At 47.2% G+C, this 21,529-nt stretch carries 23 protein-coding genes; 13 read left to right on the top strand and 10 right to left on the bottom strand.

Annotated features, from left to right (window positions below):
• Positions 1-5 precede the first annotated feature (5 nt).
• On the bottom strand, positions 6-1,013 hold the full coding sequence (locus ABIE50_RS02385) for a lipid A-modifier LpxR family protein (RefSeq protein ID WP_209856397.1): 1,008 nt from the start codon (positions 1,011-1,013) through the stop codon (positions 6-8).
• Positions 934-1,296, bottom strand: a complete 363-nt coding sequence (locus ABIE50_RS02380; protein WP_354027847.1) for an acetyl-CoA hydrolase/transferase C-terminal domain-containing protein — start codon at positions 1,294-1,296, stop codon at positions 934-936. The genes ABIE50_RS02385 and ABIE50_RS02380 overlap by 80 nt, the downstream gene beginning before the upstream one ends.
• Positions 1,297-1,445: 149 nt before the next feature.
• On the opposite strand from ABIE50_RS02380, the gene ABIE50_RS02375 reads away from it, so the two are divergent.
• The 8 genes from ABIE50_RS02375 (at position 1,446) to ABIE50_RS02340 (ending at position 5,664) form a co-directional block, all read left to right on the top strand.
• On the top strand, positions 1,446-1,760 hold the full coding sequence (locus ABIE50_RS02375; RefSeq protein WP_209856400.1) for a hypothetical protein: 315 nt from the start codon (positions 1,446-1,448) through the stop codon (positions 1,758-1,760).
• Positions 1,730-1,951, top strand: a complete 222-nt coding sequence (locus ABIE50_RS02370; RefSeq protein ID WP_209856402.1) for a GNAT family N-acetyltransferase — start codon at positions 1,730-1,732, stop codon at positions 1,949-1,951. Before ABIE50_RS02375 ends, ABIE50_RS02370 begins: the two co-directional genes overlap by 31 nt.
• A gap of 104 nt (positions 1,952-2,055) precedes the next feature.
• Positions 2,056-2,568 carry an RNA polymerase sigma factor gene (locus ABIE50_RS02365; RefSeq protein ID WP_209856404.1) on the top strand — a complete coding sequence of 171 codons (513 nt, stop codon included), beginning with the start codon at positions 2,056-2,058 and terminating at the stop codon, positions 2,566-2,568.
• Positions 2,559-3,032 (top strand): hypothetical protein, encoded by a 474-nt coding sequence (locus tag ABIE50_RS02360; RefSeq protein ID WP_209856406.1) that lies wholly within the window; start codon positions 2,559-2,561, stop codon positions 3,030-3,032. The genes ABIE50_RS02365 and ABIE50_RS02360 overlap by 10 nt, the downstream gene beginning before the upstream one ends.
• Positions 3,033-3,164: 132 nt before the next feature.
• The gene (locus tag ABIE50_RS02355; RefSeq protein ID WP_209856408.1) at positions 3,165-3,662 is read left to right on the top strand and encodes a hypothetical protein; all 498 of its coding nucleotides are present in this window, start codon (positions 3,165-3,167) and stop codon (positions 3,660-3,662) included.
• A 126-nt stretch (positions 3,663-3,788) separates the two neighbouring features.
• The gene (locus ABIE50_RS02350; protein WP_142684684.1) at positions 3,789-4,280 is read left to right on the top strand and encodes a lipocalin family protein; all 492 of its coding nucleotides are present in this window, start codon (positions 3,789-3,791) and stop codon (positions 4,278-4,280) included.
• Between the two features lie 107 nt (positions 4,281-4,387).
• Positions 4,388-5,131, top strand: a complete 744-nt coding sequence (locus ABIE50_RS02345; protein ID WP_209856411.1) for a metal-dependent hydrolase — start codon at positions 4,388-4,390, stop codon at positions 5,129-5,131.
• Positions 5,132-5,157: 26 nt separating this feature from the next.
• On the top strand, positions 5,158-5,664 hold the full coding sequence (locus tag ABIE50_RS02340) for a GNAT family N-acetyltransferase (protein WP_209856420.1): 507 nt from the start codon (positions 5,158-5,160) through the stop codon (positions 5,662-5,664).
• 16 nt (positions 5,665-5,680) lie between these two features.
• On the opposite strand, the gene ABIE50_RS02335 is transcribed toward ABIE50_RS02340, so the two are convergent.
• From ABIE50_RS02335 to ispG, 6 genes are all read right to left on the bottom strand, one after another.
• On the bottom strand, positions 5,681-6,574 hold the full coding sequence (locus ABIE50_RS02335) for a LysR substrate-binding domain-containing protein (protein WP_142684688.1): 894 nt from the start codon (positions 6,572-6,574) through the stop codon (positions 5,681-5,683).
• A 21-nt stretch (positions 6,575-6,595) separates the two neighbouring features.
• On the bottom strand, positions 6,596-7,513 hold the full coding sequence (locus ABIE50_RS02330) for a molybdate ABC transporter substrate-binding protein (protein ID WP_209856422.1): 918 nt from the start codon (positions 7,511-7,513) through the stop codon (positions 6,596-6,598).
• A gap of 10 nt (positions 7,514-7,523) precedes the next feature.
• Complete coding sequence (locus ABIE50_RS02325) at positions 7,524-7,943, bottom strand: DsrE family protein (RefSeq protein WP_209856424.1); 420 nt, start codon at positions 7,941-7,943, stop codon at positions 7,524-7,526.
• 21 nt (positions 7,944-7,964) lie between these two features.
• The gene (locus ABIE50_RS02320; protein WP_209856426.1) at positions 7,965-8,957 is read right to left on the bottom strand and encodes a c-type cytochrome; all 993 of its coding nucleotides are present in this window, start codon (positions 8,955-8,957) and stop codon (positions 7,965-7,967) included.
• A 632-nt stretch (positions 8,958-9,589) separates the two neighbouring features.
• Complete coding sequence (locus tag ABIE50_RS02315) at positions 9,590-9,886, bottom strand: hypothetical protein (protein ID WP_209856428.1); 297 nt, start codon at positions 9,884-9,886, stop codon at positions 9,590-9,592.
• A gap of 80 nt (positions 9,887-9,966) precedes the next feature.
• A complete protein-coding gene (gene ispG / locus ABIE50_RS02310; RefSeq protein ID WP_209856430.1) occupies positions 9,967-11,928 on the bottom strand; it encodes a (E)-4-hydroxy-3-methylbut-2-enyl-diphosphate synthase in 1,962 nt (653 codons plus the stop codon).
• 143 nt (positions 11,929-12,071) lie between these two features.
• Here ispG and ABIE50_RS02305 point away from each other — a divergent pair, with 143 nt between their 5' ends.
• The 4 genes from ABIE50_RS02305 to ABIE50_RS02290 all read left to right on the top strand — a co-directional run bounded on the left by ABIE50_RS02305 (position 12,072) and on the right by ABIE50_RS02290 (position 18,907).
• A complete protein-coding gene (locus ABIE50_RS02305) occupies positions 12,072-12,935 on the top strand; it encodes a helix-turn-helix domain-containing protein (protein ID WP_209856432.1) in 864 nt (287 codons plus the stop codon).
• Between the two features lie 113 nt (positions 12,936-13,048).
• Positions 13,049-14,464, top strand: a complete 1,416-nt coding sequence (locus tag ABIE50_RS02300; protein WP_209856434.1) for a TolC family protein — start codon at positions 13,049-13,051, stop codon at positions 14,462-14,464.
• A gap of 36 nt (positions 14,465-14,500) precedes the next feature.
• Positions 14,501-17,743, top strand: a complete 3,243-nt coding sequence (locus ABIE50_RS02295; protein ID WP_209856436.1) for an efflux RND transporter permease subunit — start codon at positions 14,501-14,503, stop codon at positions 17,741-17,743.
• A 39-nt stretch (positions 17,744-17,782) separates the two neighbouring features.
• Entirely contained in the window at positions 17,783-18,907 is a 1,125-nt protein-coding gene (locus tag ABIE50_RS02290; protein ID WP_209856438.1) for an efflux RND transporter periplasmic adaptor subunit, read from the top strand.
• Between the two features lie 338 nt (positions 18,908-19,245).
• Here the strand turns inward: ABIE50_RS02290 and def are convergent, their stop codons facing one another.
• Positions 19,246-19,767, bottom strand: a complete 522-nt coding sequence (gene def / locus ABIE50_RS02285) for a peptide deformylase (RefSeq protein ID WP_209856440.1) — start codon at positions 19,765-19,767, stop codon at positions 19,246-19,248.
• Between the two features lie 102 nt (positions 19,768-19,869).
• Between def and ABIE50_RS02280 the strand changes: the two genes are divergently transcribed.
• Entirely contained in the window at positions 19,870-20,661 is a 792-nt protein-coding gene (locus ABIE50_RS02280) for a helix-turn-helix domain-containing protein (RefSeq protein WP_209856442.1), read from the top strand.
• Between the two features lie 58 nt (positions 20,662-20,719).
• Here the strand turns inward: ABIE50_RS02280 and ABIE50_RS02275 are convergent, their stop codons facing one another.
• Entirely contained in the window at positions 20,720-21,520 is an 801-nt protein-coding gene (locus ABIE50_RS02275) for a tetratricopeptide repeat protein (protein WP_209856444.1), read from the bottom strand.
• Between the last annotated feature and the right edge of the window lie 9 nt (positions 21,521-21,529).

The raw sequence follows: 21,529 nt of genomic DNA, 5'->3' as shown, positions 1-21,529 counted from the left end.
TAACATTAATTGCCGGGAATAGTTTTACGGGAGACAGGAATAAGAAGGGTAATATTGCCCACGGAATGTTTCCCGGTGCCGCTCATCCATTCGGTGCGGGTTTTCTGGGTATAGCTGATGGAGGCACGGTTAATCACAATCCCGATGCCGTAGTCAATGCCGATGGTAAAGTGCCGCATATGTGTTTGCTGGTAATCGGATACTTCTTCAAAATTGGTATCTCTCGATTTGAAAATACCACCCTGCAGCAGCGCATTGTATCCTATAAAGCCGAACTGGGGCCTGGCCATGATGTACAACTGGAACCTCTTTTTAGTGGCTGCGGATAAATCGCGGTGACCGAAATAAGGATTGAACAGCCCCGCCCGGATATAAGACCAGGCGCTTATGGCGGTAGTCATGGTTCCCAACCGGGCATTGGCGCCGCCAATAATTTCCAGGTAATTAACCGGGTTCCACAGCATTCTTTCATAAGTAAGGTTGTAGTTGATCAACGGGGCATTGGGCACCTGGTTTTCCCACCCCCTGGGCGGCTGGTAGCCGATAAGGTGATGGAAGAAGGTTTGTGTTTCTTTGGCGAGTGCCCACGGGCCCAGCACGCCAAATACAAACTCTGAATGGAGACTGTACTTTTTTTCGGGATTATAGGAAGTGAGCCCGTGCGTGGCGTACAGGGCGCCGGCGTAGTAAAAGTCTTTGGGATTGTAGCTCGTGTCGGCAATCTCATTAGGAGTGATCATGATTTGCATAAGGCTCCATTCAAATACATTGATAGCATTGCGGCCTGCTACGGGAAGTATCCATTTATCGAGGAATACAGATTTCTTTTTTTTTATATAAAGATAACCTACGCTGCTGCCGTTACTGTAGCCACGGTCTGTTCCACGCCCCCATACATTAAAGAAGTCGTCATCTTCGTATATTCTTAGTTGTTTAACAGCATCCTGTGTGACCTGTGCGTGGGCCGTTGCCGTGATGATGTAAAGCAGCAGGCCTGATAGCAACTTTTTCATAGAACCGGTATTTATCCGAATACCTTAAATATTTCAAAAGCGTTCTTTTCCAATGCTTCGCGATGATCCCGGTGGGCGATATTAATAAGGCCTGTGCCCTTTGCCGGAGGTTTTTCCCGGGTGGGCAACGCCGTACTCTGTAACTACATAGTGCGTGCGCTCTGGTGGTAACCACGCTGGCGCCGGGTTGCAGCTGCGATACAATGCGCGAAATGCCTTTGGAGGTAGTGGATGGAATGGCAATAATGGATTTGCCTTCTTCGGAAAGGGCAGCTCCCCGCATAAAATCCACTTGTCGGCCTACACTACTTTATTGCCTGAACCCAATTGAGTCAGCACATACCTGGCCAAAGATATCGATCTTTATAGCACTGATAGTTTCCAACAACATCGTGTTGGAAATTGTTGGAGAAGGGCAGTTAAATAACGGTTATGGATACACTGATTTACAGGAAAGCCACTGCTTTGGATGCTGTTGCGATCTGGGAACTATCACTTGCCAGCTACAGTCAGTTTGCCACGGTGCTTTCCCAGGAACACTGGGAAAAAATGCGGCAAGGGTTATCAGACCACGCAGGGCTGCCATTGCTTATGAATAATGCCGCAACTTTTGTTTGTGACACCGGTAGCGAACTGGTAGGCGTAATGTTCCTGGTGCCTTCGGGAAATCCAACCCCGATCTACCGGCCGACTGGGCTTATATCCACCGGCTGGCGGTGCATCCGGCTTTCCGTGGCAGGGCAATAGCCCGCCGCCTGATGGAAATGTGCATTAAGGAAGCCAGACTGGGAGCGGAGCATGTACTTGGGCTGCATACCAGTGCTATCATGCCGGATGCGCAACATCTGTACAGACGGCTTGGCTTTCTGCAGGTGAGGGAACTGGCGCCTCTGTCAGGACAGCAATACTGGCTGTACCGGCTGGATCTGCGACCATAGTTATCCATTTTAGCTGTGCATGTTGATAAATTCATATAGGTGTTATGACCTACACCTAATTTTATTTCTATATATTAGCATTCTAAACCTGGTACACAACTTCTTTGCGTCGAGATCTGGCACATATAAGTGAGCAAATGCTTATTGAGCGGCTAGTAATAGGGGATTCTGCGGCAAAAGAGTTGTTATACGACCGATACGCCGGGGCTCTTTATAACATTACATTGCAGCTGGTGCCTGTAAAAGAACGAGCCAACGAAGTGGTTGTAAAAGTTTTTCACTGGTCGTTCCTCCATATCGGAACGTTCAGGACTTCAGGCCACCGGACATTGTTTACCTGGTTACTTCGTAAAACAAGAGAATTCGCCATTAAAGAAGCGCTGCCAGAAACCGCATTAACCGGTGCTGAGCTGATGAAGCAGGAAGAAGGCATACTACAGCAGTTTTATCTGATACTGCCAGCCGATCAACAGCAGGTGTTCCGGCTTAATTATTTTAAAGGATTATCAATCACAACGATAGCTCGCCTGCTGGCCCTGCCGGAGGCGCAAATAAATGAAATCCTGAAAGAAGCGATGAAGTCTTTCAGACAATTCTTAAAAAAGACTTGGAACTAAAATTTTACATAGAAAGCGGTATTATCGAGTCCTTTGTGCTTGGCCTGGCTACTGAAGAAGAGGTAGAAGAGCTGCAACACATGAGAAGGCTGTATCCGGAACTGGATACAGAAGTCGAATTCGTTGAACGCCGCCTGGAAAGAGCCGCGTTTGATGAGCCCGCTATGCCCCCGGTAGAAATACGTGAACGGGTATTGCAAAAAATCAGGTGGGAGGAAGGGCATGGCCATTCAGATCCCTCTTCCAATTACACTTTCATCAATATTCAGCCGAAAGACGGCAACCATATCATGGTTCACCGCTGGTGGAAGATCTTCTTTATTATCTTCTTTATCATGTCCAAGGTATTCCTTTTCCTCGCCATTTTTTATTATCTCAAATACCGTATGTCGCAGGAGCAGCAACGTAGCGATAATCTTCACCAGATGATCCGGCAGGAACAAACACAAAGCCCCTTGTTATAATTTTCTATCCGGATTATCGTTATTTTAAAGATTTTACAATTTTGAGAATCCACCAGGACGGAATATAACGTATCTATAAACATATTATTTATTATTTATATCTTGTGCATCTGGTTAACATAAGCAGACAGTTTGAATATCAGTAACTATATAGAAAGCGGCATTATTGAGCGTTATCTGCTGGGACTTGCCTCTCCTGAACAGGAAGACGAGTTACTGTACCTGCGTCGTATCTACCCGTTGCTCGATCTGGAATTTACAGCAGCTGAACTCCGGATAGAAAATAAACTGATGGAGGAAGGCCCCCTGCCGCCAGTAAAAATAAAGGAAGCAGTACTGCAGCGGGTTAAATTGGAAAAGGAGCCAAAAGACAGGTACCGGAGCGGTTATAACCCATATGAACATACGAATTCCCATCACCATACATATATTCCTATCGACTCATTCTGGAACCGCCGGATAACTGTAAGCATCTGGTGGCGCTGTGCCTTTATTGCTCTGGCAGTAACTGCCATGGCGCTGGCAGCAAGTACCTGGCATTTCTATCACCGCTCGCAAATGCTGGAAGAGATCCTTTTTGAGCTGAAAGTCCCTTCCGTAAATCATCCGGCCTCAGTACCCGCTAAGTAACGATACTTTCATTTGGTACGTTTATTGCAAATGCTGAAATTGCCCCTGTATTCCGGCTGTTATAAAACCTTATTTGATAGCTGCGTGTTGAATACATTGGCATTTAAACACACAAACTAATTTCCCATGAGAAAATTTTCATTTGCAGCGTTACTGATGGCAATAGTTGCCGTTTTTGCATCTTCCTGCTCCCCAAAACAAGGTGTTACCCAGGACATCAATAAAGGCGCCGTAAAAGGCAACTGGGTTTTAACCGATATTAAGTACGAAGGAATTCCTGATAACGCCAAAGTAACCGTATTTGATGAAGCCAATGCCAAGTGTTTTATTGGCAGCCAGTGGATCCTGCCGGATAACTATGCAATGGGTTCCTACACGCTTACTTCTACCGAAGATGGCTGCAGCGCAGTTACCCAGAAAATTGCCTGGTCGCTCACCAAAAGTGGCGGTGTGAGTATGTTTGGCTTTAAAAAGCTGTATAGTGGCGATAAAGCAAAGAATGTAACTGAAGGCTATCGTATGGAAATCACCGGTGCTGGTAGCGTGATGACCTGGAGGGCAAATGTTAACTTCGAGAATAAAAGCGCAGCCATCATATACACACTGCAACGCAAATAATTGCTATCAATCATAGTGTTAGTATAGAAAGACAGCGGAGATCATGTTTTATGATCTCCGCTGTCTTTTTCAAAAGATGTATATTTAGATCATTAAGTACAGGTACTATGAGCACGCAGCAGTCCCAGATTCAGTTCCTGGCCCATGCAAGTTTCAGGATAACTACTCCGGAAGGTCATGTTATATTAATAGACCCCTGGTATACCAATAACCCTGCCTTGCCTCCTGGTTTAACAATCCCGGATAAAGTAGACCTGATCCTTATCACACACGGGCACCGCGATCACCTGGATAGTAAAATGGCAGATATCATACGAATAAAATCACCCAAAGTGATTGCCAATCCTATGGTACGGTTTTATTTACAGGAACAGGGAGTACCGGAGCATGTGTTTGAACCGTTGAATGCCGGGGGGACCATATCTGTTATGAATATAAAAGTAACCATGACCAACGCCTTCCACTTTGCGCATATCAATCTGCCGGATGGCAAAATAGGCTACCCACATACCAGCAATGGGTTTATTGTGCGGATGAGTGATGATATTTCTGTGTATTATTCCGGAGACACTTCTGTGTTTGGGGATATGGAACTGATTGGAGAGATATATAAACCGGATATAGCCATCCTGCCAATTGGCGACCGCTTTACAATGGGACCGCTGGAAGCTGCATTTGCCGCACGTCTGCTCAAAGTAAAACACCTGATCCCCTGTCATTATGGAACAATGCCTGCCCTCAGCGGCACGCCAGCCAGGTTACGGGAGCTGACAGAAGATCTTGACCGGCTTGAGATCCACGTGCTGCAACCCGGTGAGGTGTTGGGCACCGCCGTGGTAAAAGCCCATTAGTGAACAATTGCCTTAAATTTCAAAATATGTTACCCCTCAATACCGATCGATTACTTTTATATCCCTGCCGCCTGCCGCTGCTAACAGAGATATTTTTAAACCATCCGCATGCCCGCGAAGTACTGCAGGCACATATACCGGAAAACTGGCCGCAACCCGACCTGAAAGAACAGCTGCCTCATTTTATTGAGTTGCTTCAGCACGACCCGCAGTCGTTTCCCTGGATGCTATGGATCATTGTACATAAAGAAGACGCTGTGGTGATCGGGGATATCGGTTTTAAGGGCCGACCCGATAAAAACGGGGTGGTGGAAATTGGCTATACCCTGTTACCTTCCTGGCGGAAAAAAGGATATATGCGCGAAGCTGCTACAATACTGGTAGAATGGGCCTTCCGGCAACCGCATGTAAAAAAACTGATTGCTGAATGCGATGTTACCAACACGGCTTCCATGAAAGTGCTGCAACACCTTGGCATGGAAGAATTGAAATCGCCGGGGGAAATGCTGCACTGGCAGCTGCTGAATAAATAACGTAGGCACATTGCCGTTATTCCGCCATGTTCTGCCTGGCGAAACGGATAAAGAGCTGGCAAAGTTTATCCTGCAAACCCTGCAAATAAGTAAAGTGAAGCTTTCTCACCAGCTTGAAATTCTTTACCGGCAATACCCTGAATTCTCCCAGCTCCAGTTCGCGCTGCACAGCCTGTGAAGAAATAAAGGCTGCACAGGGCGAATGATGCAGGTATGATTTGATGCTTTCTGTACTGCCCATATACATGGCCACGTTCAGATCGGTGATCTTTAATTTAAGGCGTTTCAGTTCCTCGGTAATTACTTCCAGCGTGCCGGACCCGTGTTCCCTCATTAACAGGGGAATGGTTTTAAGATCGGCCGGGGTAAGCGGCTCACCATTGCCATACTGGTGCTTCATATTGCCCACCAGTATAATTTCATCTTTTGCAAACTCCACGTATTTCAGCAACGGATTTTTAGAGCTGCCTTCAATGATACCCAGCTGTATACTTTTTTCAAACAACGCCTGTTCAATCTGTTCTGTATTTCCACTGGTAAGCGATGTTTTTACATCCGGGTACCGTTGGTTGAACTTCGCCAGCAGGGGAGGAATCAGGTATTGCGCAATAGTGGTACTGGCGCCTATAGGCAACAGGCCGCCCTGCATATGTTTTAGTTGATTTACATCATATTCCAGGTTACGGTAATCGGTAAAAATAATTTCTGCATGATGCATTACCAGTACACCTGCACGGGTGAGCTTTATCTTATTACCGATCCTTTCAAACAGCGCCATGCCAAGTTGCTGCTCCAGCTCATGTATATGTTTGGTAACAGCTGGTTGTGAAATATATAATTCTTCTGCAGCTTTGGTGAAGCTGAGGCGTTTGGCGACGGTGTGAAATACCCTGAGTCTGAAATCGAACATGCACTAAAAATACAAAATACCTCACAATTCAGGCGGCGTGAAGCCGAAGTGCTTATAAATACCCTGCCCCGCAGGGCCCAGGAGATAATTCATGAAATCCCTTGCAGCCTGCGGATGTGGTGCGCTTTTCAATATACCGGCCCAATAGGATGCCCTGATGTTTTCTTTTTCGGGTATGTTCACTATGCCCACCGGGTGGTGGACCATTTGTTGGTAAAGCACCTCCGTAAGCCATACCGGCCCTGCATCTGCCTGTTGCCGGAGAACGCGCAGCGGTGTTTCCCGGTGATGTATTTTAGTAAGATAGGTACTTCCTCCGGCTACTTTATCTTTCATTATTACCTGTTGCAGTCTGGTACCGCCAGACTTTATATAAGCTTCCTCAATGCGTTTGCCGATACCTTCCCAGGCAGGATTGGGCATACTTACCTGTACATCTTTACGGGCCAGGTCTGCGAGTCCTTTGATCTTTTTCGGGTTGCCCTGTTGCACCATAATAGCGAGTGCGTTACCAGCATAGTTTTTTACCACCGAGAAGCTGTCCCGCAGCTGATCTATACGACTTTTCCCGGCAGTATAAATATCGGGTGTTACGGCTATACGAAGATTGCCCAGTACCAGTGATCCACTGATGATTTGCTGAGCCAGGATGCCTGGTGGCAGCGTTTCTGCAAATATGCGCCGGTACTGAGGGTAAGCTTTTTTAAAACCAGCAATCAGTGAATCAATTACCATAAACTGGTTACCGGCAAAGAAGATGACCAGCTGGGGATCTATAATATCGCCATAAAGGTCGGGTACATTATCGATGCCTGGTACGGTAAAGGCTACACCCCCGGATGGTGGTGTGTTCCAGGGCGGATCAAAACGGAAGTCCTGGGCATGGAGCGCCCCTGCTAATAGGATGGTTACTATCAGCACTGTATTAAATTGTTTCATTATTTATGATTTACGGATGTACGTAACTCCAGCCTTCAGCCTGTTTTATAATCAGCTCGCCATTGCCGCTGGGCGTGTATTGAATGAAAGGGAATAATTCTTCCTTTGAAATCTTTCTTTCCCGCAACGTGTTCTCACATTCTACCAGGATTACGCCTTTTGACTGTAGTTCCTGCAGCAGCGATTCATAGGGATGATCTTTTTTATAGGCGGTTACACCACCGCCATGGGCTACCAGCTCAATGGTTAGTTTGCTTTGCAGGCGCGGATCTTCCAGGGCGTTTTTAATATTGCGAAGGGTATTGCGGATCACTTTATCATCATCACTGTTCAACTGGTAAATGGCCCTGTATTTGGTTTTGTGCTGGCTCATGGCATATTGCGCCGTTAACAGGGTAAAGAGGCAAAGCAGCAGTGTTATTTTTTTCATGGTGTACGTTTTTGATTTTATTTAATGTTGCATGGGTTTAAATGGTCCGTATTTATGTTGCTCTGCTGAAAAAGCATCTGCATAAGGACCAAAAGGAAAGTCGACAGGTTTCTTTGTAATATCCTGCCAGTCGGCCGACTGATCCTTATGTGGCCGGGGTTGTGAGTTGATGAATGCTGCTACATCCCAGGCTTCTTCATCGGAAAGAACCGTTGAGTTATAGTCTACGCCAAAAGGCATGTTATATTTCACATAGGCGGCGAAGTTAGACAGGCGATAAAGCCCTGCGGCATCGTTATAGCTTTGTGGTCCCCACAGGGGAGGATAAATAAAAGCAATGCCATCGGCACTTTTTACCCCTTCGCCATTGGCGCCATGGCAATGCCGGCATTGCTGGGTATAAATGCGGATGCCTTTCTTCGGATCGGCTGCACGTTGCAAATAGGGCAGTTTCTGCAGGCCGCTGCCATTGGGTTTTTCATGAGGCGTAACCTCGCTTCCCAGCCATTCTATATAAGACCTGATGGCCACCATTTCCCTGCTGTTGCTATCGGGCGCTACGCCATTCAGGCTGCGCTCAAAGCAATCGCTGATGCGTTTGTTCAATGTTTCCAAACTATTGGACCTGGCTCTGAATTTAGGATATGATGCGGCGGTAAAACTATAGTTATTCCCATAAAGCTTTGTACCGGCCTGCAGATGGCAGTTCTGGCAGTTCATCCCGTTGGTAATTTGCAGTACGCTTCCTTTGGGGCCCAGGTACCGTGCTGTTTCCCGGATCAGTGCTTGTCCGTAAATGATGGCTGCGGCTTTTTCGCCGGGAGGAAGGGTAGTCACCGCCGGAGGGTGCCAGCCCTCTGCAGGAGCGGCCTGCAAAGTAGATACTGTTCCCGGAACCAGGTAACGGGTCCACAGGAAAAATGTTTCGAGAGCTACCAGCAGCGTTAATATCAACATGCATGCAAGCGATCCGGAAAGGATCCGTTTATAATGTTGGATTTTATTGGTTTCCATTAAAATTACAGGTTGGTGGATTACGCTACAAAAATAGAAAGCCACCAGTGCGAAGTCAAATAACTAATAACTATCAGCGATAACAAATGGTTATTGACAATAAAAAAACGTGAACGATAAAAGTAGAAAGTTTAAACCGAAAAAGAAAAGGACGGTTAAAATAGTGGGGAATTTTGAAGAGATCGGAGGATGGCCACTTCGCCTGTAATCCCCGCTGTGACTTGAAAAGAAGGGGGAACCTGGCTTTATTATAAAGAGCTGTATCAAAGGCAATATCAGGGCTATTCATAATTCTAATTACAACCGGCTGTATCAAAGCAGGCAACGGGATCTCCAAGGGTTCAATTATAAAAGGCTGTATCAAAAAAGGTAGCTGCAATAATATCGTGGACGTTCAACGGTTTAATTACTGAAGGCTGTAGCAAACAGGGGTGCTCACGGTTTTACCGGGAGGGTATCAAGGGCAGATAAGAGTGGAATACCGTGGATCTTTGATGGTTCAATATAAAAAGCTGTATTAAAACCAATAGCTGCAATAATACCGGAGATCTCCGAAGGTTTAATCACAAAGGGCTGCATCAACCTTTGATGCAGCCCTTTGCCAGAAAATTATGGTCCGTTGATATTCAGCTTTATGCTTTCTTCTTCCCTGCGTTTTTATTGTTTGATTTATAGCGCATATCAGGCGTTCCGTCTTTTTTTGTAGGGCCTGCGGGAGTTGCAGCTGCTTTGTTTTCTTTATAGCGTTTGTCAGGTGTGCCGTCTTTCTTTGTCTTAGTGGTGGCGGCAGCAGCAGGAGCAGCAGCGGTTGTTTTTTCAGTTTTTGCTTTAGCGGATTTTACTTCTTTTTTTGCGGTGGCGGGTGTTTGCGCCATTGTTACGGTTAAACCCATAAACATGGCCAGCAATCCGGTCAGGAGCTTTTTCATATTAAGATGTTTTATGAAAATTTAAGCTTTTTCCGGCATTGCTGTATCCGCTTCCGCTGTTTTTAAGCCAGATTTAATAATTAGTTTTTCTCCACCCACATACCGTTTTCGCGGATCAGGTTTATCAGTTCGTTCACGGCTACATCGCTGTTGAGGCCCCGCTTCACGATTTCCTTGCCACGGTAGAGAGTAATTTTACCAACGCCGCTGCCTACATAGCCGAAATCGGCATCGGCCATTTCCCCCGGGCCGTTTACAATACAGCCCATGATAGCGATTTTCACGCCTTTCAGGTGATGGGTTACTGCGCGGATCCGGGCGGTGGTTTCCTGTAAATCAAACAGGGTGCGGCCACAGGAAGGGCAGGAGATATATTCCGTTTTGGAGATGCGGGTACGGGTAGCCTGAAGGATACCAAATGCAATGTTGTTTAATGTAGCATGCTGGCCGGGTTGTGGCTCCGGGTTGCTCAGCCATAATCCGTCACCGAAGCCATCTAGTAGCAGTGCGCCGGCTTCAGTGGCATGGTGGATCAGGTGTTCATCTGCCGAAGGCCAATTGCTGATACTCCGGATGATAACAGGTACCCTGATATTTTTATTGAGGAGTAAGATGAACAACCGTCTGATAGCTGCCATGGCATTGCTTCCGGTGGCCCTGGCTACAAGAACGGTACTGGCAGCAACAGCCGGATTGGCCAGTTGCAGCAACAATTGCTCGTGATGCTCTGTATCCAGGTGGTTACAATCAAATTGTACAAAGTTGATCCGGCCGGTCTCATTTTGTTCGCAGGCGGTTACATAGTGGCGGGCGTCAAAATAAGGAACCAGTTCCTGTTTGTTGGCGATGCTCTGCCAGTACTCTGCGTCTATCACTACCCGGAGGGTACCAGGTAATCCGAAGGAGGGCAGTTGTGTGCCGGTATAAATATAATCTGCCGCAGCATCTCCGATGTTCCATTTGTCGCTGGGCTCATCATAAACATAACCAATGGCAATGAGATCAGAAGGCAGCAACGCTTTATTGTCGCTGAAGTCTGCCACTACCACAGGTGCCTGTTTGTCACCAATATTCTCTACAGGCGCATTTTCGCGGCGTTTGTACTCGAAGGGAGAGTAAGGGATATTTGTTACAGGTGGAATAGCCGTATAGTCGTTACGGTTAGTATATCTTTTCACAATATCCTTACAAACAGGGAGCTCAAATTCAGGGTCTTCCGTGAGGGAAACGCGGATGGTATCGCCTACTCCGTCTTCCAGGAGGGTGCCTATACCAATGGCCGATTTAATACGGCCGTCTTCACCGTCGCCGGCTTCTGTAACGCCCAGGTGCAGGGGATAGCAGTGGCCCAGTTCCTGTTGCATGGTTTGTACCAGCAGGCGATAGGCCTGCACCATTACCTGCGGGTTGCTGGCCTTCATGCTCAGCACAATATTGCGGTATTGCAGGTCTTCTGCAATACGTAAAAACTCCATTGCACTTTCCACCATTCCCATGGGCGTATCGCCATAGCGGCTCATGATACGGTCGCTCAGGGAGCCATGGTTGGTACCTATCCGCATAGCAGTGCCATACTCTTTGCAGATTTTTACCAGTGGAGAAAAGCGTTCGCGGATGCGGTCAATTTCTTCCAGGTATTCGCTGTCGGTATAATCGATCTGCTCAAATTTCTTTTTATCAACATAATTCCCGGGGTTCACCCGTACTTTTTCCACGATGCGGGCCGCAATTTCGGCTGCATTCGGGGTAAAATGGATATCGGCTACCAGCGGAGTGGTGTATCCCTGTTTGCGTAATTCGTTTTTGATGACCTGCAGGTTATCAGCCTCCTTTTTACTGGGGGCGGTAATGCGCACCAGTTCTGCACCGGCTTCAATACAACGGATGGTTTGCGCTACGGTAGCGGCGGTATCCAGGGTATCGGTGGTGGTCATGGTCTGGATGCGGACCGGGTTAAAATTTCCAATGATAAGATCTCCCACCTTTACTTCCAGTGTGGCCAGTCGCTTGTATTCTGTAAGAGAGTCGCAATAAAGCTGCATACGTATTTTTTGTTTTCCTGCGGAAGCAAAGTTAGTAAAAGCCGGGTGATATACCACCCAAACTTAAAGCTACATTAAATTCCATGAATGGCAGATGCAGGGCTATATAAATAGGGGATAAAGGCGTACTTTTGAGGCACTTTATGTTACTGAATAAAAGCATAGATATACCTTACCAGCAGTTACCTTATTCCGGACAGTTCAATGTAGCTCCCCTGGGCATGTTCCGAAATGAACTAACGGACCAGCCTCACCGCCATGATCACTTTCAGATTATTTGGATCACCAAAGGAAAAGGCAGGCATATGGTGGATTTTGTTTGGTATGATGTGGAAGATAATATGATCTTCCTGCTTCGCCCGGGACAGGTACATCAGCTGGATTGTGAGCGGGAAGGCTATTTCCTGTATTTCACCGAGCAGTTTTACTTTACCAATAAGCACGATAAGGAAACCCTTTACGATTTCACCTCGCTTTTCGATAACTGGCACGGATACGGGCCCATCAGTACCAGCGGCAATACCACGGAATCTCTCTTCGGACTGATACAGCTAATGAGCAGGGAAAAAGCCTGCGCGCCCGCCTGCAGCCGGGGCATTGTGAAGCATTACCTGAATGCCTTCCTGTTGCTTATAGAACGGGAAAAGAAACGCAATGCCGCGGAAACCATGATGCCGTTGGCTCACGATGCACGTGTAATGCAGCTGCGCCGCCTGCTGGAAGAACATTACCGGACGGAACACCAGGTAACCTTTTATGCCAGTGCCTTTGCCCTTACCCCGAAAAGGCTGAACGAAATCACCAAAGAAACTACCGGCCGTACCGTTACAGAATTATTACACGACCGGATTATACTTGAATCCAAAAGAAATCTCGCCTTCAGTCACAAAAGTGTCAAGGAGATCTGCTATGAGCTGGGATTCGAGGACCCTGCTTACTTTAGCCGATTTTTTAAAAATAATACCGGCATCTCCCCCCAGGATTTCCGCGACATGATGTTCAAATAGTACAAGTCAATAGCTGAATTGTCCTAACACCTGCCACTTACCCCGGTCTATATTTGCATACTTATTTGTGAGCCTGCATCAGTCGGCTTTTATTGGACGCTATAGATTAATTTATGAACATCTGGAAACCGCTTTGCCTGTTGATTATTGCGGCAGGCTGCAGTTCGGCGGCAGTGATGGGTCAAACCCGCCCGCTTACCTTGCAGGAAGCACTACAAACAGGACTGAAAAATTACCAGTCTATCAAAGCAAAAGAAAACTATGCTAAAGCAGCTACAGAAAATATCAGTGCAGTAAAAAGAGAATATTTACCTGACCTGAACCTCGCCGCCCAGAATAGTTATGGTACCGTGAACGGCGAAACCGGCCCTATGTGGGGATACAAGGGCTGGACCACCGGCGCCTCGGGCCCTACGCTGCCCTCGCAGAACTGGAATGCAGCCTTCGGCGGATTATACCTGGCCAATATCAGCTGGGATGTAGTCACCTTTGGCCGCCAGCACGCCAGAGTACAGGCTGCAAAGGAACAATTGTACACCAACCAGGCCGACCTGGAACAGGAAAAATTTGAACAGCAGGTGCGCATCGCAGGGGCATATCTTAATCTCCTGGCAGCACAAAGATTGAGAGCTTCCATGGAATCTAACCTGAAACGGGCGCAGGACCTGCAGCATATCATTGTATCGCGGGCACTCAACGGTCTCAGTGCCGGGGTCGACAGCTCCATCGCCAATGCCGAAGTATCCAAGGCAAAACTGACACTGGTAGATGCAGTGAACTACGAAAATGCGCAAAGCAATAAACTGGCGGAATTGATGGATGTACCTCCGCAGGATTTTATACTCGATACCACTTTTGTAACGAAAATACCCAATCAGCTGCTGGAAACCGTATCCGCACAGGATTCCGTATCGCTTAAAAATCAACCGTTGCTGAAACTGTTCAGTTCCCGGGTAATATTAAGCGATGCCAATCAGAAGCTGATCAGTAAAAACGCAATGCCACGCCTGTCGTTTATGGGCGTGATGCAAACACGCGGCTCGGGCTTTGACTACGACTACAGCGCCGCTAACCTCAGTCATTACAGCCAGGCATACTGGTCCGGCGTGAAACCGCAGGTATCCAATTATCTCGTGGGCCTCAACCTTTCATGGACGGTAACAGACCTCTGGCGCACACATTCCCAGGTGGCCCGCCAGCATTACACCACAGAAGGACTGAAAAATGAATACAATCAAACCTACAGCCGCCTGCAACATCAGCTGCAGCTGTCGGAACAGCAGATAGATAATGCGGTGGAGAAATACCGGGAAGCGCCGATAGGGCTGAAAGCCGCCAGCGATGCCTTCCTGCAGAAAAGCACCTTGTATGAGAATGGATTGACAAATATTGCCGACCTGGCCCAGGCACTGTACAACATTAACCGTGCGGAAACAGACAGGGATATTGCCTACAATGGCGTATGGCAGGCAATATTATATAAATCTGCTACCGTAGGGGATCTGCAACTTTTTTTGAATCAACTGTAATTAACCGAAAGGCCATCCTTTCCTGAATATAATTGTATGAACCTGATCAGAACCGCATTACAAAAACCAATAGCCATCATTGTAGTAGTGATGGGACTATTGTTTTTTGGCATTCAGGCAACGCGGGATATTAAAATAGACATCTTCCCGGATCTTAACCTGCCGGCGATCTATGTATCACAGCCTTACGGGGGCATGTCGCCCCAGCAGATGGAAGGGTTTATTGCCACCAACTACCAGAACCTTTTCCTGTATGTAACTGGTGTAAAAGATATTGAAGCCAGGAATATCCAGGGGCTTACCATGATCAAGATCACTTTTTATGAAGGGACCAACATGGCGCAGGCAGCGGCGGAAGTAACCGCCATGGCTAACCGTGCATTTTCCTCCATGCCGGCGGGCACGCAGCCGCCCTTTATCATACGTTTTGATGCATCCACTTTGCCTATCGGTCAGCTGGCCCTGAGCAGCCCCACGCGTTCCAATAATGAATTGCAGGATATGGCCATGACCCTTGTCCGGCCCTCGTTCAGCCGTATCGGAGGCCTTACTTCGCCGGCGCCTTTCGGGGGTAACTCACGTACCATTGTGATCCATGTGGACCCGCAACTGATGCGCAGTCACCACCTTACGGCCGACCAGGTGGTAGCCGCCATCAAAGATAATAACCAGATTTCCCCGGCAGGTAATGTGCGTATCGGCGACATTACTTATCTCACACCGGCCAATACGGTGATCCGCACGGTAAAGGAATTTGAGAACATTCCGCTGTTAATGGGAGATGGTCCTACCGTGTTTGTAAGAGATGTGGCGAAAGTTGAAGATGCTGCGGATATTACCAGCAGCTATGCAGTGATCAATGGAAAGCGCTCTGTATATCTCCCTATTATAAAAACCGCAGATGCTTCTACCTGGACAGTAGTAAACAACCTGAAAGCTGCCTTACCAAATATCCAGAAATTATTACCGGAAGATGTAAAGATCTCGTTTGTGTTTGACCAGAGCGTGTATGTGATCAATGCCGTGAAAAGTCTTATCAGTGAAGGGGTAATAGGTGCGGTACTCACTGCGCTGATGGTGTTGCTGTTCCTCGGCGACCGGCGTAGCGCCTATATCGTGATTATTACCATCCCGGTGTCTATCATCATCGGGGTCATGTTCCTGAAACTCTTTGGCCAAACTATCAATATTATGACCCTGAGTGGTTTGGCGCTGGCTATTGGGATCCTGGTAGATGAATCTACGGTAACCATTGAGAATATCCACCAGCACCTGGAAATGGGCAAGCCCAAAGCACAGGCTATCTGGCATGCCTGCCAGGAAATTGCTTTCCCGAAATTGCTGATCCTGTTGTGTATCCTCGCTGTGTTTGCACCATCCTTTACCATGAAAGGTGTGCCCCGTGCGATGTTTATGCCGCTGTCGCTGGCCATTGGCTTTTCCATGATCGCCTCCTACCTGCTGTCGCAAACGCTGGTACCCATCCTGGCCAATTGGATGCTGGACGCCAATAAGTTTAAGCATCATAGCCATCCACATGTACATAGTGATGATGCGCATAAAACAGCCGGGTATATTGAAACAGAAATTGCAGACGAGAAACAGCACGCTAAAACTATTTCCGGGTTCGATCGCTTCAAGCTTCGCTTTATTGGCTGGCTGGAAGGATTGATGAAAAAAAGGAAACTGATTATCGGCGCTTACTTTATTGGGGTTATTGGTATAGTAGCGTTGTGTATGAGTATTATAGGCCGTGATATCTTACCTAAACTGAACAACGGACAGTTCCAGTTAAGACTGAAAGAGCCTACAGGAACACGCATCGAACGGACGGAAGCCATGCTTGTTAAATCAACACAAATCCTGAAGGAGATCGTCGGCGCCAAAAACATCGACATTACATCTTCTTTCATCGGTACTCATCCATCGTCCTATTCTACCAACCCCATTTACCTGTTTATGGCTACACCAAGTGAAGCGGTATTGCAGGTAAATATGAAAGAAGACTTCCACATTAACATGGACGAATTCAAAGAGAAATTCCGCAAGCGTATCCATGAGCAGATGCCGGAAGTAAAGATGAGCTTTGAGCCGATAGACCTTACTGATAAGGTAATGAGCCAGGGAGCATCCACGCCCATTGAAATTGCCATCATGGGTAAAAACCTGAAAGAAAGCGTACCCTATGCACAGAAGGTACTGGCGGAAATGAAGAAGATCCCTTACCTGAGGGATGTGCAGATCAATCAGCCGATGGATTACCCGGCTATCCGCATAAATATCGATCGGGAAAGGGCTGGCCAGTTGGGGGTAAGTATTACGGATATCGCCAAATCATTGACGGCTTCTACATCTTCCAGCCGCTTTACCGAAAAAAATAACTGGCTGGATGAAAAGAATGCGACGTCTTATTTCGTACAGATCTCCGTACCGGAAAACGAGATGTCAAGTATTAACGATATGGCCGCTATTCCGGTCAGCAAAAACAGCACCCGTCCGTCTTTAGGCGATGTGGCCACATTGCAGCCGGATACAGTGGTAGGAGAATACGACCGAATTGGCGCGGTGAGGATCGTATCTATTGGCGCCAATATCCACAAAAAAGATCTGGGTAATGCATCCGCAGCAGTAGCTGCAGCTATTAAGCGCGCCGGTGAGCCGCCACGTGGTATTTCCGTAGAGAAGCGCGGTTTGATGAACCTGCTGAATGAGACACTTGATAGTTTACAATCGGGATTGCTGGTGGCAATTATCGTAATACTGTTGTTGCTGGCGGCTAACTTCCAATCGTTCAAAGTAGCGCTGGTAGTTGTTTCTACTATTCCGGCAGTATTGGCGGGATCGCTGATCATGTTGCTGATCACCGGATCTACGCTTAACCTGCAATCGTATATGGGGATCATTATGTCGGTGGGCGTGTCTGTAGCCAACGCGATCCTGCTGATCACCAATGCAGAGAAACTGCGGCTGGAAAACCAGGACTCCCGCAGATCCGCACTGGAGGGCACCTCTATCAGGCTGCGTCCTATCCTCATGACAAGCATTGCGATGGTGGCAGGTATGATCCCGATGGCTTCGGGGCTGGGTGAGGCAGGTGATCAGACAGCACCGTTGGGCCGCGCAGTTATTGGCGGACTGATTGCCAGTACTTTTGCATCGCTGTTTATTTTACCCCTGATCTTCTCCTGGGTACAGCAGAAAACGACCGTGAAATCGGTGTCGCTGGATCCGGAAGACGAAAACAGCCAGTATTACGTTCCGGGCGCGGCACGTGTATAATGAGGTATAACTATAATGACTAAACGACATATCAATATCATGAATATAAATAAATACAGCCTGTCGTACCGGATCCTGACGGCTGCTGCATTATTGCCCCTCGGCGTATTATTCACCTCCTGCCACAGTTCGCGGGCAGATGACGACAATGAAAGTGAAGACGAACGTGTTCAGGTGAGAATTATTCATCTGCAGAAAAGCCAGCTGGATGCTTCCCTGAAATTACCCGGGGAAATAAAGCCTTTCCAGTTTGCCGATCTCTATGCCAAAGTAAACAGCTATGTGAAAAATGTAAATGTGGATCTGGGCAGCCAGGTAACCGCCGGACAGGTACTAGCTACCCTGGAAGCCCCGGAAATGAATACACAGTTGCTGGAAGCGCAGTCGAGGCTGCATACAAAAGAAGCCATGTTCCGCGCCAGCCGTGCTACATACGAACGTTTACTGAAAACAAGCAAGGTGCCTGGAACAATTTCTCCCAATGATCTGGATATGGCGTTTGAGAAAATGAGCGCAGATAGTGCCGAGCTGCTCTCTTCCCGTTCATCTTATCATGAAGTGCAGCAAATGCTGGGTTATTTGGTGATCCGCGCACCGTTCAGCGGTGTGATCAGCCAGCGTAATGTGCACCCGGGTACCTATGTAGGCCCGGCCGGGAAAGGTTCGGATAAACCGCTGTTCCGTTTGGAAGAACAGCAAAAACTACGTTTATCTGTAGCCGTACCCGAAATTTATACTGACGAAGCGCATCATGCAACTGATGTTCGCTTTACAGTGAAATCCCTGCCCGGAGATACTTTTACGGCGAAGGTAAACCGTATTGCAGGTAGCCTGGATGTGAAGCTGCGCTCCGAAATACTGGAGATGGATGTAGCCAATAAAGAAGCCCGTTTGCTTCCGGGTATGTATGCCGAAGTACAAATGCCCATGCCGGGAAAGAAAGATGTGTACATCGTACCTAAATCCGCCATTATCAGCAATTCCGAAAAAATATTTGTGATCAAGGCGGTAAACAATAAAGCGGTATGGGTGCCGGTGAAATGCGGGAACGAATCCAACGGGCAGGTAGAAGTTTTTGGTGATTTATCCGACAATGATCAGCTGGTGCAGAACGGTAGCGATGAAATAAAAGAAGGAACGCCTTTAGCGGCGGTTACAAAATAATGTGTGTTTAAAGGTGGGAAGTTGTTTGCAGAAAAAAGAATCAACAGGAACAAGGATCATCAGGCAAAAGAAAGAATCAACGGACAGAAGAATCATTTAATCGGACTGTATTCGGCAAGGTAAAGAGTGACGGGTAGCAGTTAAAACAACTTCCCTGATGAATCAAGCATTACAGCGCTTCCGCAAAGGGGGCGCTGTTGCTTTAAAACACGAAAGAGAATTGTTACACCGCGTAACAGTTGTAGGTTTAGGTAAAACGGCCGGAATATTCCTGTTCCGGTTTTTTTATGCGCGCGAATTTTGTTGTGGCCAGGGATTTGGATGATTGCGTTTGGTTTTTATAATGTTCTCATGGGGTAAGCTGCCTTTACTTTGCCTTTTGCGATAGCCTGCAATTTGTTTTTTAACAATGATTTTTTTAAGGGAGATAGATAGTCAAGATAGAGCTTCCCGTTGATGTGATCATATTCATGTTGTATGGCTCTTGCAATATTTCCGCCGAAAGTGGCGGTGCGTGTTGCGAAATGTTCATCCTGGTACTGCAGTGTAACAGAAGCTGCCCGCGGAACATCTTCCCATATTCCGGGAATGCTGAGGCATCCTTCCGTATTGTATATTATTTCTTCACTGTACAAAAGTATTTCAGGGTTAATGAATACATCCTTAAAATCATCGGTCGTTATTATGAAAAGGCGCAGTGGCCTGTTTACCTGTGGAGCCGCCAAACCGGCTCCGTTGGCATGTTCCAGCGTTGCCCACATATCCCGGATCAGGGTGGTGATCCCGGGAGTGGCAGGGGTGATTATTTCACATTGTTGTCTTAATATGTTAGCGCCATAGGCATTGATAGGTAAGATCATTATTCTTTTTTCTGCAAAGAAACCGGGGCCGTGGAAACTGTAATAGTAAATTTTAGACACTTGTAAAAACAGATAATTTGTTTCTGCGTAATTTTGGTTGCTATGCCGGTAGATATTCTTGCCCATCTTCTTTGTCATCAGCCATCACCAGCGGTGAGGGTGCTGCCGCCGTCGCCTGTGCTGGAACGGGTGGTGGAGTGTTTTTGCTGGTACACACAGCAGCATAGCCGGAAGGTTTGGGCTGCGCTTGACGGGCAGCCGGCGCTGGTGTTTTTGCTGAACCGCGGCGCCGTTCAGTTTACCGGCAGGAATACAATGAATTTCAACAACGGATTCTTTTGCAATGGTATCCTTGAAAATACTTACCTGGAAAAAATTACTGCCGGTGCACAGTTGCTGGTAGTGAAATTTACGGCAGATGGATGGGGATGGTTAAGGCCGCTGTTGCCACAAACGGGTGCGCCATTGGTACCATTGCCTGCAGCGTGGCTGGCATTGCTGGAGAATGTAAGGAAAGTAGGGTCCCGGAGGCAGCAAAGCCGGTTGCTCAATGAGTTCCTGGAACAGCAGGTGCCTGGTAATATCATGGGTAACTATCTCCTGCAAACTGCTGCTATGATGATAAAACAATGCAGTGGAAGAACAACAGTTGCGGAGGTCTGTGATGCCCTGCATGTAAATTACAAATGGCTGGAAAGAAATTTTCGTATATCCACTGGTGTTACTCCCAAGCATTATATCAGCAACATCCGGTTTTTACATGCCTGGACCGATGTTCACAATGCAAAGCAACCGCTTACACGTATTGCATTGGACAATGGTTACTATGATCAGAACCATTTCATTAAAGCCTATAAGAAATATACCGGCAGCGTGCCTTCAGCTGTTAAATAGAACATCCCAAAGCGGGAATGCCGGCTTTGGGACGCGTGTTATGGAGAGGATGAAAATGTTACCAGTCTTTGTCTTTTGGTACTATCTGACCTTTTACTTTTTTGGCTTTGTCCTGCAACTTCTTCTCTTCCTGTGATAAAGCCTGCAGCAGGCGCTCTGCTTCCTGTTTGCTCATCTTACTGGGTTGTGGCTCAGGCTTCTGCTGTTCCTGGTCCTGTTTATCTTTGTCGCCCTTATCCTGGTCTTTGTTCTGTTGATCCTTGTTCTGGTCCTTGTTTTGATCTTTGTCTTTATCCTTGTTCTGCTGATCTTTATTCTGGTCTTTATTTTTGTCTTTGTTCTTATCGTTCTTGTTCTTGTCTTTATTCTTGTCCTTGTTATCTTTATTATCGTTGCCGCCACCGCCTTGCTGTTGTTTTTTCAGCATGGCCTGGGCATAGGCAAGGTTATAGCGGGCGTCTTCATCGGCAGGGTTGATTTTCAGGGCCTGTTTATAGGACTTGATGCTTTCCTCCCATTTTTTTCCTTCCATGAAAGTGTTCCCGATATTATAATCGGCGTCCGATTTTATTGCCGGTTTACCGCCCAGCTTCAGGCTGTTGGCGTATTGTGCGCGTGCGTCGTCATAGCGCTTTTGCTGGTAAAGGGAATTGCCGAGGTTATAGCTGCCTTCGGCCGACTGTGCATTTTTTTCCAGGGCTTTTTTGTAGTTGGCTTCCGCATCAGAGTATTGCTGCTTTTTGTACAGCTCATTCCCCTTGCGGATATATTTGTTACTGCCGTCTTGGGCGAAGCCGTTCAGGCTGGCAAGCATTACAGCAGCAATAAGAAAACAATATTTTATAAAGATGATTTTCATGTCTAATAA

This window comes from Chitinophaga sp. OAE865 (genome assembly GCF_040546735.1).
Lineage (GTDB): Bacteria > Bacteroidota > Bacteroidia > Chitinophagales > Chitinophagaceae > Chitinophaga > Chitinophaga polysaccharea_A.
The sequence above is the reverse complement of the archived record's forward strand: the minus strand, read 5'-3'. Positions and strand labels throughout refer to the sequence as shown.